The organism is Nocardia sp. CA-129566 (genome assembly GCF_050956075.1).
Lineage (GTDB): Bacteria > Actinomycetota > Actinomycetes > Mycobacteriales > Mycobacteriaceae > Nocardia.
Genome location: NZ_CP192085.1, coordinates 5,804,460 through 5,818,223, shown reverse-complemented (window position 1 = coordinate 5,818,223; position 13,764 = coordinate 5,804,460). Strand labels below are relative to the sequence as shown.

Annotated in this window: 15 protein-coding genes; 3 read left to right on the top strand and 12 right to left on the bottom strand. The window is 66.3% G+C overall.

The features are described 5' to 3' along the window. Positions 1–30 precede the first annotated feature (30 nt). From ACQP0C_RS25175 to ACQP0C_RS25165, 3 genes are all read right to left on the bottom strand, one after another. Positions 31–1,080, bottom strand: coding sequence for an aminotransferase class V-fold PLP-dependent enzyme (locus ACQP0C_RS25175; protein WP_433723689.1), 1,050 nt, complete (start codon positions 1,078–1,080; stop codon positions 31–33). A gap of 66 nt (positions 1,081–1,146) precedes the next feature. After that, entirely contained in the window at positions 1,147–1,629 is a 483-nt protein-coding gene (locus tag ACQP0C_RS25170; RefSeq protein WP_433723687.1) for a nuclear transport factor 2 family protein, read from the bottom strand. A gap of 44 nt (positions 1,630–1,673) precedes the next feature. Further along, on the bottom strand, positions 1,674–2,039 hold the full coding sequence (locus ACQP0C_RS25165; RefSeq protein WP_433723685.1) for a hypothetical protein: 366 nt from the start codon (positions 2,037–2,039) through the stop codon (positions 1,674–1,676). Positions 2,040–2,218: 179 nt separating this feature from the next. On the opposite strand from ACQP0C_RS25165, the gene ACQP0C_RS25160 reads away from it, so the two are divergent. After that, positions 2,219–2,515: a three-helix bundle dimerization domain-containing protein gene (locus tag ACQP0C_RS25160; RefSeq protein WP_433723683.1), complete on the top strand. Its 297-nt coding sequence runs from the start codon at positions 2,219–2,221 to the stop codon at positions 2,513–2,515. On the opposite strand, the gene ACQP0C_RS25155 is transcribed toward ACQP0C_RS25160, so the two are convergent. The 8 genes from ACQP0C_RS25155 to ACQP0C_RS25120 all read right to left on the bottom strand — a co-directional run bounded on the left by ACQP0C_RS25155 (position 2,463) and on the right by ACQP0C_RS25120 (position 9,608). Beyond that, entirely contained in the window at positions 2,463–3,425 is a 963-nt protein-coding gene (locus ACQP0C_RS25155; RefSeq protein ID WP_433723681.1) for an NAD(P)H-dependent flavin oxidoreductase, read from the bottom strand. The two genes, ACQP0C_RS25160 and ACQP0C_RS25155, sit on opposite strands and share 53 nt — an antisense overlap. Before the next feature lie 55 nt (positions 3,426–3,480). Next, entirely contained in the window at positions 3,481–4,512 is a 1,032-nt protein-coding gene (locus ACQP0C_RS25150; protein ID WP_433723679.1) for a zinc-binding dehydrogenase, read from the bottom strand. Beyond that, complete coding sequence (locus tag ACQP0C_RS25145; RefSeq protein WP_433723677.1) at positions 4,512–5,717, bottom strand: LLM class flavin-dependent oxidoreductase; 1,206 nt, start codon at positions 5,715–5,717, stop codon at positions 4,512–4,514. Before ACQP0C_RS25145 ends, ACQP0C_RS25150 begins: the two co-directional genes overlap by 1 nt. Positions 5,718–5,742: 25 nt before the next feature. Continuing rightward, positions 5,743–6,630 carry a VOC family protein gene (locus tag ACQP0C_RS25140; protein WP_433723675.1) on the bottom strand — a complete coding sequence of 296 codons (888 nt, stop codon included), beginning with the start codon at positions 6,628–6,630 and terminating at the stop codon, positions 5,743–5,745. Positions 6,631–6,643: 13 nt separating this feature from the next. Further along, positions 6,644–7,654 carry a 2Fe-2S iron-sulfur cluster-binding protein gene (locus tag ACQP0C_RS25135; protein ID WP_433723673.1) on the bottom strand — a complete coding sequence of 337 codons (1,011 nt, stop codon included), beginning with the start codon at positions 7,652–7,654 and terminating at the stop codon, positions 6,644–6,646. After that, the gene (locus ACQP0C_RS25130; RefSeq protein ID WP_433723671.1) at positions 7,651–7,836 is read right to left on the bottom strand and encodes a hypothetical protein; all 186 of its coding nucleotides are present in this window, start codon (positions 7,834–7,836) and stop codon (positions 7,651–7,653) included. The genes ACQP0C_RS25135 and ACQP0C_RS25130 overlap by 4 nt, the downstream gene beginning before the upstream one ends. A 53-nt stretch (positions 7,837–7,889) precedes the next feature. Further along, a complete protein-coding gene (locus ACQP0C_RS25125) occupies positions 7,890–9,035 on the bottom strand; it encodes a Rieske 2Fe-2S domain-containing protein (protein ID WP_433723669.1) in 1,146 nt (381 codons plus the stop codon). Between the two features lie 96 nt (positions 9,036–9,131). After that, positions 9,132–9,608, bottom strand: coding sequence for a flavin reductase family protein (locus tag ACQP0C_RS25120; RefSeq protein ID WP_433723667.1), 477 nt, complete (start codon positions 9,606–9,608; stop codon positions 9,132–9,134). Positions 9,609–9,849: 241 nt separating this feature from the next. Between ACQP0C_RS25120 and ACQP0C_RS25115 the strand changes: the two genes are divergently transcribed. Together ACQP0C_RS25115 and ACQP0C_RS25110 are read left to right on the top strand one after the other, a co-directional pair. Then, entirely contained in the window at positions 9,850–10,692 is an 843-nt protein-coding gene (locus tag ACQP0C_RS25115) for an IclR family transcriptional regulator (RefSeq protein ID WP_433723665.1), read from the top strand. A 131-nt stretch (positions 10,693–10,823) separates the two neighbouring features. Next, complete coding sequence (locus ACQP0C_RS25110) at positions 10,824–11,969, top strand: acyl-CoA dehydrogenase family protein (RefSeq protein WP_433723663.1); 1,146 nt, start codon at positions 10,824–10,826, stop codon at positions 11,967–11,969. Positions 11,970–12,025: 56 nt separating this feature from the next. Here the strand turns inward: ACQP0C_RS25110 and ACQP0C_RS25105 are convergent, their stop codons facing one another. Further along, positions 12,026–13,657 (bottom strand): MFS transporter, encoded by a 1,632-nt coding sequence (locus ACQP0C_RS25105; RefSeq protein ID WP_433723661.1) that lies wholly within the window; start codon positions 13,655–13,657, stop codon positions 12,026–12,028. Between the last annotated feature and the right edge of the window lie 107 nt (positions 13,658–13,764).

Here is a 13,764-nt window from a genome sequence, read left to right as displayed (position 1 = left end):
CTTCGTTGACGCTCAATGGACGTGCGGCTTTCAGCGCTCGGCGAGGGCGGTCAGTGCTCGGTCGACATCGTCGATGCTGTTGTAGAGGTGGAAGGAGAAGCGTAGGCCGCCGCCGCGGGCGGATGCGATGATCCCCGCTTCCTCGAGGCGGGCTGCCGCGTCGCCCGCGCCGGGCACCGAGACGATCGCCGAATCGGCGGGTACCGACTGGAAACCCAACTCTGCCAACCCGGTTCGGAATCGGGCGGCGAGTTCGCGGTTGTGGGCGCCGATCTTGTCGATGGTCAGCTCCTCGATCAAGGACAGACCGGACAGCGCTGCGATGACGCCGAGCCAGTCCGGAGTGGAGTCGAATCGCTGGGCGGTGCTGGACAGTGCGATCGGGTCGTACAGTTCGGCCCAGCGGTCGGCCGCCGCGTACCATCCGGGGCTGATCGGGCGCAGCTCGGCGGCGGCTTCCGGTGCGGCGGCGAAGAATGTGATGCTGCGGGCGCCGATCAGCCATTTGAATGTCGCGCACACCCAGTAGTCGGCATCGTCGAAACGCAGCGGCACCCATCCGGCGGCCTGGGTGGCATCGGCCAGCAGTCGGGCATCGTGCGCCCGGGTGGCTGCGCGCAGCACCGCCATATCCGTGGTCCGGCCGTCCTTGGACTGCACGACGCTGACCGCGACCAATGCCGTTTCGGGACGCACCTCTTCGGCAATGCGCTCCAATGGCACGAACCGCACGGCGAGATCGCCGCGATGCACGAAAGGCATGGAGACGGAGGAGAATTCACCTTCCGCGAGCAATACTTCCGCACCCGGCGGCAATGCGGCGACCACCGGCGCGATCAGCCCCGCCACGGTCGCGCCCAGCGCGATATCGTCGACCGAAGCGCCCGTCAGCAGTCGCGCGAACCCCGCCCGCAATTCGGGTACCAGGTCATCCCGCGTCGCCGGTGCGCCACGACCCGCCGCCCAGAACGCGTTGATCTCCTGCAGCGCCGCCAATGAGCGCGCGGACGGCAATCCGTGCGAAGCGGTGTTCAGATAGGCGGTCTCGGTCGTGAACTCATCGGGCGCAAGCGAAGACATACCTGACACACTCCGCCCACGACCCACCCGAGTCGAGTGCCACCCGCAAAATACTGGCCCCAAATCCTATTTCGGGGTCTCGGCCGCCCACATGTTGGACAGGAGTTGGTAGCTGGGGGTGTCGGCGAGGGATTGCATCGACTCGTAGATCCGCTGGTACCTCGTCGCGGTGATGCGCCACTGGCCGTCACTGTCGAGGCGGTAGCTGTCGGTGTAGTAGCCCGCACCGCGGATCAGTACGCCGTATTCGGTGGCGATCACGGTGTCCTCGAAAGCCCAAGAGCCCGTTGCGGTGTCGCCGTCCACGGTGATCTCCGGATGGTTGGCGATATGGGTCGTGACGATGGCGGGGCCGAGGTTCTCGCGCATGAACGCGGTGACGGCGTCACGGCCGTCCAGGGTCAGCGGTGCGCCCATGGCGTGGGTGCCGTAGCGACCGGCGACGTCGACGGCGAGGGTGTCCGCGAAGTCGTCCCATTGTTTGAGATCCAGTGTCCGGAAATAGCGGTACTTGAGCTGGCGGACGGCTTCGATGGCGTCGAGATCCATCCGTTCAGCTTGGCACTCACCGACCGGCGAAACAAGAACTTGTTCTAGCCCTCCGATGGGGCCGTCGGCTGTGCGGCCGCGGCTTGTGCGGCGAGGCCGTCCAGGACCGCGATGTGGTCGGGTGGCACTTGGATATCCATGAATACCGCGCCCGGCTCGGCGGGGGTGAACGTGAAGCTGAAGGCGCAGCAGCTCGATTCGCGGGCCGCGAGATCCTGTGCGCTCGCCGTGGCCGCGGCGTCGAGTTCGAGCCGGAGCAGGGTCGGCGCCGAGCGCTCGATCTTGCGCAGCGCCGTGGCGAACAGGAGTGCGAACTCGCCGACGCGCAATGGCTGTTGTTCGGTGGGCAACGTGCACGCCTCCGGTGCCACCCACATCAGATTCTCGCCGAGCATTCCGACCACCTCCACGAGGCTATTGATATATGCCGAAAGGGTAGCGCGGGATCCGCGCTGGGAACAGCATCGGATCCGCCTCGTAATTGTTGGTGTTCGCGCGGGTGTAGCGGGTATCCAATTGGTGGACGCAGTAGTCGGCGCGCCCCGCTGCGTCCATCGCATCGCAAGTTCATCTTGGCCAGGAGTCCGCCATGACTGAAGGTCGCACCCCACACGAACACCATGATCCGTCCATCGATCAGAAGCTGGCACTGCGTACCGCCGCGCGCCGATTGGAGCGCGAATTCGACGAAGTTCCCGATGAAACCGTCGACCAGTGCTTGCTGTCCGCCTACGACCACGTCGCGGGCCACGCCACCATCGACAACTTCCTACCGTTGCTGGCCGAGCGGTACACCCGCGAATGGCTACACGCCATGACCGAGGATGCGCCGACTAACGGCAGCGTCCCGCGGCACGCCGTATCACCTGCTCGGCGTCGCCGCTGATGCGGCCCACGAGATCGGCGGCCGACTCCAGGCCGCCGATCAGGCCGACCGCTTCGCCCGCCCAGGTCGGCAGGTAGTCGCGGTCGCCCCGCTCGGTCGCATCTCGATACTGTTGTCGCGCAACCGAATCGGCCGCGAGTTCGGCTTCGCGGCCGTGCCACTCATCGAGGAAGCTGTTGCGCAGCGTGCGGGCGGTGTATTCAGCGGGCCACGGGGATTCGCGCGCGATATCGATGATCCGGTTGCGTTCGGTGTCACCGGCATCGGCCTCGACGATGGCCGTTGCCTGTTCGGCGGATATCAGGGCTTCGTGTGTGGCCTCGAAGCGCGTCCCGATCAGCGCACCAGCCGCACCGAGCACGAGTGCGGCGGCCAGCCCGCGACCATCGGCGATGCCCCCCGCGGCGAGCACCGGCACCGTTGCGGCCAGATCCACGACGGCGGGTACGAAGGGCAGCGTGCCGCGCTCGCCGCCGTGTCCGCCCGCCTCGCCGCCCTGTGCGACCAGGACGTGCGCGCCCGCGTCGAGGGCGCGGGCCGCCTCATCGGTGGTGGTCACCTGAACGAGCAGGCGAATATCGGCCGCCAGTACGGCATCCGCGTACGGTGTGGGATCGCCGAAGGACAGCATGATCGCCGGCGGGCGGCGCTCGACAACTCGCAATACCGCGTCGAGATCGGTGGCCCAGCTCAAGAGTCCGATGCCCCAGGGCTTTTCGGTGCGGGCCGCGAGCAGCCCACATTCCCGATCGAGCAGATCCGGATCGCCGCCCCCGGCGCCGATCAGGCCGAATCCGCCGCCCTCGGAAACCGCGGCGGCCAACTCGCCGCCCGCCACGCCACCCATCGGGGCCAGCATGACGGGGTGCTCGATGCCGAACATCTCGGTGAGATCGGTACGCAATGCCATGACCAGCCCCTTCGTCGCCTTCGACTGCCGTCCTCGACGATACGGCCCGGGTCGGTCAGAGATCCGGACGGACCAGGATCTGGATGTGGTCGTCCGGATTGCGCAGTGCGTCGATGGCCCCGGCGACGCCGCTCAGCCCGACCTGATCGGTAATGAGCGAGGCGGCATCGATGGTGCCGTCGGCGATACGGTGCAGGGTCTTCGCATACTCCTCGTGCGGATAGACCATGCACATCTGCAGTGAGATGTCCTTGTAGATGCCGACGATCGGGCGGATGACATCGTCGGTCATCACCGCGCCGACCTGCAGAATCGTGGTCTGGCGCGGCACCTTGTACATCAGCTCGTTGATCATGCCGGGCACCGCGGCACAGACCCAGACGTGCAGGAGTTGGCCGGGGGAGGCGGCCTCCCGCCAGACCTCGATCGGATCCGCGACGGCGGGGTCGGCAATGCGGTGCGCGCCGAGCCGCAATGCCGTATCGCGCCGCAGCTTCGACGGATCCGAGGCCACAATCGGGGCGACCCCGCGCTCGGCCAGCGCGGCGACCGCACCCAAACCCACCGGGCCGCAACCGATCACGATGCCGGAGCCGCCGGGACCGATCCCGGTGCGCGCGACATTGCCGAAGCCGACCGCGAGCGGTTCGGTGAGCGCCGCGACGTGCGGTGCGACCGAATCCGGAATCGGTTCCAAGGCCATGGCCTGCAACACCATGCGCTCGCCGTAGCCGCCCGGGAATTCATTGGAGAACCCGACACCGTGGATCTGGCCCGCGTGATCGATGGCCCAGGGCAGGGCCACCACCAGCTGTCCCTCGGTATGCGGGGTATCCGGTCCGGCCGAGACCACCCGTGCCGCGATTTCGTGGCCCATGACGACATCGCGATCGGGATCGAATTGGAACGTGGGGACGCCACTGTCGCGGGAGGCCTGCAGGAATTCGTCGGTGTAGTCCAGGGCCTGTTTATCGGATCCGCAGATACCGCAGGCGATCGTCTCGACCAGGACCTGGCCGGGCCCCGGTACCGGCTCCGACACCTCGTCGACGACCAGTGCGCCGGCCCGCATCACCACCGCGCGCATCAGTTGGCCTCCTCGGTGCCCAGTGCGGAAGCCAAGCTCTGGCCGTACTTTTCGAAGGCACTCTGAATACCCGCGGTCAGGCCACCTATCATGCGTTCGCTATTGGCATGCGCCCATTCCAGCGAGGCGGTGCGATTGCGGTTGGCGCGGGTGAAATGCGGGATCACCTGTTCGGCGAAGAGCCGGGCCGAGCGCTGGGTGGCGTCCCAGTCCGCGATATTCAGTCCGAGCAGCAAGAAGGTGCCGAAGCCGCCGGATTGTTCGGCGAGTTTCTCGATGGTCGCGATGGCATCCTCGGGGGTGCCGATGGTGGCGCGGCCGAAGGCCGGGAACCCTTCACCGGTCCACTGTTCGACGGCGGCGCGGGCCGAGGTATTCCACGGAGCGTTACGGCCGCTGAGCTTCTCGATGTAGTCGACGAGATGTCCGACGCCCCATTCGGCTTCGCGCATCGCCTGTTCGCGGGTCTCGGCGATATGCATGGGCGCGACCAGCCGCCATCTGGCGCGATCGACGGTATGGCCGTGTTCGGCCATGGTCTTCTCATAGACCTGCCAATTCGGCAGCAGCGCATCGTATCCGCTGGGATCGGAGGCCGCCAGGGACAGCAGACCGGCGCCGTGCCGTCCCGCCAGCACCGCGCCGGACGGCGAAATCGTCGAGGCCACCGCCATTTCCAGGCCGTCGACCTGGTACGGCAGCAGTTGCAGGCGGGCCTCGCTCAGGTGATACCAGTCGCTTTCGGCGGTCACCGTCTCACCGCGCAGCAGGCGTACCAGCACGTCCATGGATTCGTGCATCATGTCGCGCTGGCGGACCGGGTCGATGCCCATCATGGCGGCATCGGTGGCCAGCTGACCGGGGCCGACGCCCATCATGGTCCGGCCCATGGTCAGGTGATCCAGCAGGCAGATGCGGTCGGCGAGCATCATCGGCTGGTGGTAAGGCAGGGAGTTCACACCGGTGCCCAGGCGGATGCGGCTGGTCCGCTGGGCCGCGGCGGCGAGGAAAACCTCGGGTGCGGCGATGATCTCCAGTCCGGCCGAATGATGTTCGCCGACCCAGGCCTCGGCGAAGCCGAGTCGGTCGGCCAGCTCCACCAGTGCGAGGTCACGCTGGAGTTGCAGGGTCGGGTTGCCGGTGAGCGGATGGTAGGGGGCGATGAAGAATCCGAACCTGGTGGGGCCGAACTGGTTGTCGCTCAATTCAATTGTCCTTATCTACGGTGATTCAGCCGCGATCCCAGTCGTGACCCCAATAGCTATCGGCGGTCATTTCCTCTGCGGTGTAGGTGGTTTCGTCCACCAGCACGCCCTCGGTGCCGAATTCCAGATCCCAGCCGCCCGGCGTGCGGACGTAGAAGGAGATCATCTTGTCGTTGGTGTGGCGGCCCAGTGTCGAGGACAGGTGGTATCCGGCCTTGTTCACCCGATCCAGTGCGCGGCCGACATCATCGAGACGGTCGACCTCGACCATGATGTGCACCAGGCCCGAACCCTCCTTACCGCCGGAGGGGATCAGCGCCAGGCTGTGGTGGCGCTGATTCACACCGAGGAAGCGGATGCGCACCGGACCGTATTCCGGCGGCGTCGGCAGCCGGAACGCGCCGCGCGGCAGGAAGCCGAGGACGTCGGTGTAGAAGCGGAAGGCGCCGTCGAGGTCGGGCACCGGCAGCACCACGTGGCCGAGACCGAGCCCCTCGGTGACGAAACGGTTTCCGTACTTGCCGACGACGGGGCTGTGGTCGAGGACCGGGCCGTGGAAGATCTCGATGGTGGTGCCGGAGGGATCGCGGAAGGTGATCGCCTCCTCCACACTGCGGGCATCCGCCTCGGCCACGGTGAGTGCGGTTACCTCGATTCCGGCCTTCTCCACCGCTTCTCGTGCCGCGGCGAGTGCGCGGTGGTCGCGCACCTCCCAGCCGATGGCGAGCACCTTGTCGGTTTCGCCCGGCACCAGGACCAGGCGCGCGACGTGCTCGTCCATGCGCAGGTAGATGGCGTCCGGATCCGGGCCGGTGCCCTCGGCGAAGCCGATCACATCGAAGGCGAAGGTGCGCCAGGCCGCCGGATCGCTCACCGCGACCTTCACATAGCCGAGCGAGCTGATAATGCCCATAGGGGTGTTCTCCTCATTCATAGGTGATCCGGACCGTGTCGGTGACCGGCACCGCCTGGCAGGCCAGCACATAGCCGTCGGCCAGGTCTTCGCGTTCGAGTACTTCATTGCGCAGCAGCTTCACTTCGCCGTCGACGACCCGGCAGACGCAGGCACTGCAGGCGCCTTCACGGCAGGAGTACGGTGCTTCGACGCCGCGGGCCAGCAGTAGATCGAGCAGCACTGTAGTACGCGGCCAGGGGAATTCGTTGGTGGCGCCGTCGAGTTCGACCTCGACGAGCGCGGCGTCGCCGGTGTCGTCGTCGACCTCGGCGAAGGGGTCGCCCGATAGCGAAACGAACTTCTCGACATGCACGCGCGCGGGGTCCATGCCGAGATTGCCGGACGCCTCGACCACGGCCTCCATGAAAGGCACCGGGCCGCAGACGAATACCTCGCGGTCCGACCACGGGGCGACGAGGGTGGTCAGCGTGCGCACCGACGGCAAGTCCTGCACGGACTCGAGCCAATGCAGCACGACCAGGCGATCCGGGTGGGCGGCGGTCAGCGACCGCAGTTCGTCGGCGAAGATCACCGAGTTCTCGTCGCGGTTGGCATAGATCAGGGTGCAGTGGCCGCACCCCTGCGCCAGCGCCGACTTCAGGATGGACAGCACCGGCGTGATCCCGCTGCCCGCCGCGAGCAGCAGCAGATCGGTGTCGAGCGAGGCGGGCGTGAAGACTCCCGCGGGCGCCAGAGTATCGATGGTCATGCCCGTGACCGCGTTATCGCACAACCAGTTCGAACCGTAGCCGCCTTCGGTCCGTTTGACGGTGACCTTGAGCGGTCCGTCCTCGTGCGGTGCGCTGGACAGCGAGTACGAGCGCGCCACCGAACCGGTTCGCGCACTGGGTATCCGCAGTGTCAGGAACTGGCCGGGCCGATAGGACAGTGGCCGACCCGATTCGGTGACCAGTTCCAGCGACACCGCGTCGTGGGTTTCGGCGATCACGCCAACCACCCGCAGCGTTTCCGCCGCGCTCACAGCAGGTCCCCATCACGCGTGCTCAACCCGACTTCGCCTGCGGTGACCGCCTTTTCGATACTGTCGCGCAATGCCGCGCATCCGCGCAGCGGCCCGCCGCGATCGCGGGCGAACTCGGCACAGTGCGCGCGAGCGGCCGAACTCCACTGCACACTCGTATGCGCGGGGCTGAATTTGACCACGGACACCTGGTTTCGGCAGGCGTGGCAGGTGACGCAATCCATCACAGGTCCGTTCAGGCGTCCGCGCGTTGGGCGGCCAGATTCTCGGCGACCTCGGCCTCCCACGCGGTGACCGCGCGGGTGGTGTCGACCTCGAATTCGAAGCGGTCGGTCATCTTCGGTCCCACCTCGGCGATATCGGTGTAGAACTGCTCGTACCAGCGCCGCAGCTGATAGACCGGTCCGTCCTCCTCACACAGCAGCGGATTGTCGATGCGGGTCTTGCGCTCCCAGATCGCCACATCCTGTTCGAAACCGCGGCCGAGTCCATTGGCGAAACGGACCGCCATCGCCTCGGCCTCATCGGCGGATAGCCCGGGCAGCTTCTTCACGATCGCGCCGTACTGCAGCACGAACTTGGTGGGCGAGACCGGGTAGTGGCAGTTGATCAGCACGGATTCGACTGTCTGCCCGTTGGATTCGTTGACCAGGTAATCGATCATGTAGGAGGGGCCGTAGTAATGCGCCTCAGAATGCAGCGTGTTCTGTCCGCCCGCTTCCTTGGCCAGTTCACCCTGCATATCCTCGCGGCCGATCGAGGTCATGTACTGACTGGCGACGTGCCCCTCGAAGACGTTCTTGAAGTAGGTCGGGAAGGCGTAGTGCACATAGAAGAAATGCGCCATATCGACGACATTGTCGATGACCTCGCGACAGTTCGCGCCCTCGATGGTGATCTGATTCCAGGTCCAATCGCTCCACTCGTCGCTGAACGCGCCCTCGATCCGCGGGATCGCGACATCCGCGGGCGGCGGATTGCCCTCCGGATCGTTCCAGACGAACAGCTGCTTGTTCTGCTCCATCGTGACCCAGGACTTGGTGCGGGCCAGCGGGGGCACCCGGCGGGCATAGGGGATTGCGGCGCACCGGCCATTGCCCTTCCAGCGCCAGTCGTGGAACGGGCAGGCGATGGTGTCGCCCTTGATGGTGCCGTCGCCGAGGTTGCCACCCATATGCCTGCAATAGGCGTCGAGCACATGCAGTGCGCCGTCCGCGCCCGCGAACACCACCAATTCGGTGCCGAAGATTTCGATGGTGTGCGGTTTATCGTCGCGGAAGCTGTCGGCAAGGCCGATGCAGTGCCAGCCGCGGGCGTATCGGGTCGGCGGGGCGCCGGTGTCGATCACGCGCACTTGGTCGTCGGTGTTCGCCGGGCTCATTGGTCCTCCACGTTCGTCGTCCGTGTCGTTGTGCTTCGATGGTTCGGCGGTGTCCGCCGTTGCCGAAAGGCGGCGTCCCACTGGTCGGGAGCCCGCTCAAACGCTGGTAAGGCGCTCGAATCCGGAGCGGTAGAACAGCAGCGGGTCGGCATCGCGGTCCGCGCCGAGCGCGGTGACATTGCCGATGACAATGGTGTGATCGCCGCCGTCGAGTTCGCCGCCGAGTTCGCAATCGATCCACGCGATCGATCCGGCCAGTAGTGGTGAGCCATTGGGGGACGGCTGCCAGTCGAGGCCGTCGAATTTATCGGCACCGCTGCGGCCGAGCTGTCGGCACACATCCTCCTGATCCGCGGCGAGCACGTTTACGCAGAACTTGCTGGCGGTCCGGATGCGCGGCCAGGTGGTGGAGGTCCTGGCCGGGAACAGGGCCACCGCGGGCGGATCGAGGGACAGTGCGGAGAAGGACTGGCAGGCGAACCCGACGGGTTCGGCGCCGTCCAGGGCGGTGATCGCGGTGACTCCGGTGGCGAATCGGCCGAGGACGGCCTTGAAGTCGATCACGACGGCCATGGCGCTCCTAGTTTCTACTAGAAATATTCCGTTTCGCCATGAAGGTAAGCGGCGCGCTCGGGGGGCTGTCAACAACGGATTCCGGCTACCGAGAAGATCCGTAGCGATCTCCGTAGTTTTCGGGATTCCGGGTTGTCCGCGCGACGGCACTGTGATGGGGGACACGAAAAGGTATGCCGAAAACGGACATGCCTAATCGAAATACTTCTAAGCTAGATGCGCTACACAATGGAGGTGCGCCATGACGGTCGAGGTGCTGACCGGCCCGCAGTCCGAACAGCTGTTGTCGGGTTCGGGTCGACCGACCACCCGGCCCGCGCAGACGCCGGTATCCATGATCGAGCGGATGACGCTGATCCTAGACGCTTTCGACGGTTCGACACCGACCCTGACGCTGCTCGGCCTCGCCGAACGCACCGGCCTGCCGCGGTCCACCGTGCACCGGATTCTGGACCAGATGATCCGGCTGCGCTGGTTGGCGCACGCGCCCGGCGGTTACCGCCTCGGCCTGCGTCCGCTCGAACTGGGCGGACTCGCCGCCGACCACAACGAGATTCGCGATGTGGTGAGTCCACTGCTGCACGACCTGTGTCAGCGGACCGGCATGGTCGGCCATCTCGGCGTGCTCGATGGGCGCGAGGTGCTGTACCTGGACAAGGCCGGCGGCCGGGTTACCGCCAGCGTCCCAACCCGCCTCGGCGGACGGATGCCCGCGCACAGCACGGCGCTCGGCAAGGCGCTGCTGGCCTCGCTGGAGCCGAGCATTGTCGAGACATCGTTTCGGGACCGGTTGCCGCAGTTGACGCCGCGCACCATCTGCGACAAGGCGGAACTGCACCGTGAGCTGACCAGAATCCGGCACCGGCAAGGGGTTGCCATGGACAACGAGGAGTCGGTCACCGGGATCGCCTGCGTGGCCGTGCCGATTCGGGGCCGGGGGGCCGCCGTGGGGGCGCTGTCGCTGTCCGGCCAAATCGGCGGGGAGCGAACGGCTCTGGATACCGCCCGGTTGGCGCGAGTGTTGGTCGAGGTGGCGCACGAGGCCGGGCGGGCGTTGTTTCCTCGGCACGCGCGCTGGCGGTGACCCGACCGGTTCGAGGTCGCGTCGGGATATCCCGGGGCGGTAGCGCGGACGGGTGCGCGGGACCGAATCGGCCGCCTTCGAAGCCGGGGCTCGGCTAGCGTCGGAGTGGGGGCCTCGGTGAGGAGGGCGACGTGATCTACAGCGATGAGCACCAGGAATTCCGTGCGCTGGTTCGGCGGTATATCGAGCAGAAGATCAATCCGCAGGTCGATGAGTGGGAACGCGCCGAGTGGATGCCGTTGCACGAGATCTTCGCGGATATGGCGAAACTCGGGATGCTCGGGCTGGAATACGATCCGGCCTACGGTGGCCAGGGCGCGGACCACCTGTTCACGGTGGTGTTGTGTCAGGAACTGGGCCGGGTAGCGCATGGATCGTTCCCGATGGCGCTCGGTGTGCACGTCGCGATGGCGACGCCGTCATTGCACGCGCACGGCAGTGCGGAACTCAAACAGGAGTTCCTCGCGCCCGCCATGCGCGGCGAAGTGGTCTGCGGTGTCGCGGTCACCGAGCCGGAGGCCGGTTCGGATGTGGCGGGCATCCGGACGCACGCCCGTCGCGATGGTGACGACTGGGTGATCAACGGCTCGAAGATGTTCATTACCAACGCCCTTCAGGCCGACTGGCTCTGCACCTTGGTGCGCACCTCCGACGAGGGTGGCTACCGCGGCATCAGCCAGATCATCATCCCCACCAGAACCCCCGGATTCCGGGTCGACCGCAAACTCGACAAGCTCGGCATGCGCGCCTCCGACACCGGTCTGCTCACCCTCGACAATGTCCGAGTTCCCGTGCGCAACACCATCGGTGAGATCGGACGCGGTTTCCAGCAGCAGATGTCGCAGTTCGTGATGGAGCGAATGTTCGCCTCCTACAGCGTGCCCATCACCTGCGCGCACGAACTGGAACTCACCCGCGACTATGCCCGGCAGCGAAAGGTGTTCGGTCACCCACTGACCGCGAACCAGTACCTGCAGTACACCTACGCCGAACTCGCCGCCCGCGTCGATATGCTCCGCGTCTATACCGAGTCCACCGCCCAGTCCTATATGGCGGGCACTGATGTCACCCGCATGGCCACGATCTGCAAACTGGAGGCCGCCCGCCTCGGCCGTCAGGTGGCGGACTGGTGCCTGCAAATCCATGGTGGCATGGGGTACATGGAGGAAACCTGGACCTCGCGCGCCTTCCGCGACAGCCGCCTGCTCAGCATCGGCGGCGGCGCCGACGAGGTCATGCTCCGCGTGCTGTCCATGATGGACGGCTTCACCGACTGACTGTGCACGAAAGCGGGCCGGAACCCGATGGCCCCGGCCCGCGCTATCTCGTGGTGTCAGTGGGCGGTGCCGCCGGTGGCGGGGGTGCGGCCGTGGCGCATGACGAGGGCGATCAGCAGGGCGATCACCGACGCGCCCGCGGCGAACCAGAAGCCCATCTCGTAGCCGTGGTCGGCGAAGACCTGCGGGATGACAGATCCCTGCGCGGGCTGACCGGCGACGCTCACCTGCGCGGTGATCGGACTGGCGTTGAGGTAGGCGGTGACAATGGCCAAGCCGACGGCGACGCCCATGGATTGCATGACGCCGAGCATGCCGAGGCTGATGCCCTGCTGTTCCTGCGGAACGGCCTCGACCATCAGGATGGGCATGGACGCGTAGTAGAAACCGAACCCGATGCCGAATGCGGCACTCACCCACAGGAATACGACCCAGGTATGGGGCAGGACGGCGTAGCCGACGCCCGCGCCGACGAACAGCATGAGCGCGAAGACCAATGGCAGCCGGGCCCCGATCTTCCGGGCCAGCGCACCGGCCAGGGCGCCGCAGATCATGGCGAGTACCGCCTGCAACAGTGCGACCCGGACGGCGAATTGCAGAAGGGTGAAACCGTTTCCGTAGCTGTACCCGGGATCCAGCAGCACCTGGACCATCGCGGGCGGCATCGGCTGACCGGTCTGCTGCTGGATCTGCGCGAGGGTAGCCTGCTGGACACCGGCGGCGACGGTATCGGAATCCGGGGTCTGGGTCATATAACCCAGTGCGTAGGACTGGACGCCGATGAGGAACGACGCGAACAGCGCACCGCCCAGGACCAGCGCCACCCGCGGATGGAACAGCAGTTTCATATCCATGATCGGCCGGCTGACCCGCAACTCGACCACGACGAACAACACCAGCAGGGCGATGCCGCCGAACAGCCAGGCCAGCGTGAGCGGTTCGCGCCAACCCCAATCCTGGCCCTTGTCCAGGTAGATCAGCGTCAACGCGGCCCCGGCCGACAGCAGTACCGCACCGAACACATCGATGCGCTCGCTGACCCGCAACTTCGATTCGGGCACCACGATCCACACCAGCGGCAGCATCAGCAGGGTGAATCCGGCCAGCACCCAGAAGATCGCGCGCCAGCTGTAGTTGTCGACGAGGTATCCGCCGAGCAGCGGCCCGCCCACCGCGGACAGCCCGAGGCCGGTCGCGGTGACACCGAGGCCGAGCGGAACATATTTGCGCGGCAGGAGATCTCGGATCAATCCGTAGGCGATGACCGCGGTGGCGATGGCGGTCGCCTGCAACCCGCGCCCGATCAGGAACAGCCCCCAGGAGCTGGTGACCGCGTCGAGCGCGCATCCGATCATGAAGAGCACGCCGCAGACCAGGAACATCCGCTTCTTGCCCCAGACATCGCTCATCTTGCCGATGAGCGGCGACGCGGCGGCGCCGATGAGGCCGAAGACGATAATGGCCCAGTTGATATTCGCGCCGACGCTGGGGAAGGTCGGTGCGATCTTCTGCAATGCGGCGGCGACGATCGTGTACTGCATCGGGGCGACCTCGGTGAACGCCACGATGACCGCGAGAACGGCGAATATCCTGGCGGGCGATGCGCCGTCGAGTCGGCCGGTGTCAGCGGATTCGATTGCGCCGCTGGGTCTTTCGGCAGCGGCGGCATCTTTGGGAATGGTGGACATGAATCGGGCTCCGCAGTTCGGGAACGACCTGGTGGTGTTCGACGGTGATGGTTTGTGAAACCTGTCACAAAGCGGTGCCGGTCGTATGTTTCGAATCCCACTGAACG

What these genes read in the sequence shown, in the direction of transcription:
- ACQP0C_RS25175 (WP_433723689.1), bottom strand. Translation starts at nt 1,080, where the DNA reads ATGTCTTCGCTTGCGCCCGATGAGTTCACGACCGAGACCGCCTATCTG.
- ACQP0C_RS25170 (WP_433723687.1), bottom strand. Translation starts at nt 1,629, where the DNA reads ATGGATCTCGACGCCATCGAAGCCGTCCGCCAGCTCAAGTACCGCTAT.
- ACQP0C_RS25160 (WP_433723683.1), top strand. Translation starts at nt 2,219, where the DNA reads ATGACTGAAGGTCGCACCCCACACGAACACCATGATCCGTCCATCGAT.
- ACQP0C_RS25155 (WP_433723681.1), bottom strand. Translation starts at nt 3,425, where the DNA reads ATGGCATTGCGTACCGATCTCACCGAGATGTTCGGCATCGAGCACCCC.
- ACQP0C_RS25150 (WP_433723679.1), bottom strand. Translation starts at nt 4,512, where the DNA reads ATGCGCGCGGTGGTGATGCGGGCCGGCGCACTGGTCGTCGACGAGGTG.
- ACQP0C_RS25140 (WP_433723675.1), bottom strand. Translation starts at nt 6,630, where the DNA reads ATGGGCATTATCAGCTCGCTCGGCTATGTGAAGGTCGCGGTGAGCGAT.
- ACQP0C_RS25125 (WP_433723669.1), bottom strand. Translation starts at nt 9,035, where the DNA reads ATGAGCCCGGCGAACACCGACGACCAAGTGCGCGTGATCGACACCGGC.
- ACQP0C_RS25120 (WP_433723667.1), bottom strand. Translation starts at nt 9,608, where the DNA reads ATGGCCGTCGTGATCGACTTCAAGGCCGTCCTCGGCCGATTCGCCACC.
- ACQP0C_RS25115 (WP_433723665.1), top strand. Translation starts at nt 9,850, where the DNA reads ATGACGGTCGAGGTGCTGACCGGCCCGCAGTCCGAACAGCTGTTGTCG.
- ACQP0C_RS25105 (WP_433723661.1), bottom strand. Translation starts at nt 13,657, where the DNA reads ATGTCCACCATTCCCAAAGATGCCGCCGCTGCCGAAAGACCCAGCGGC.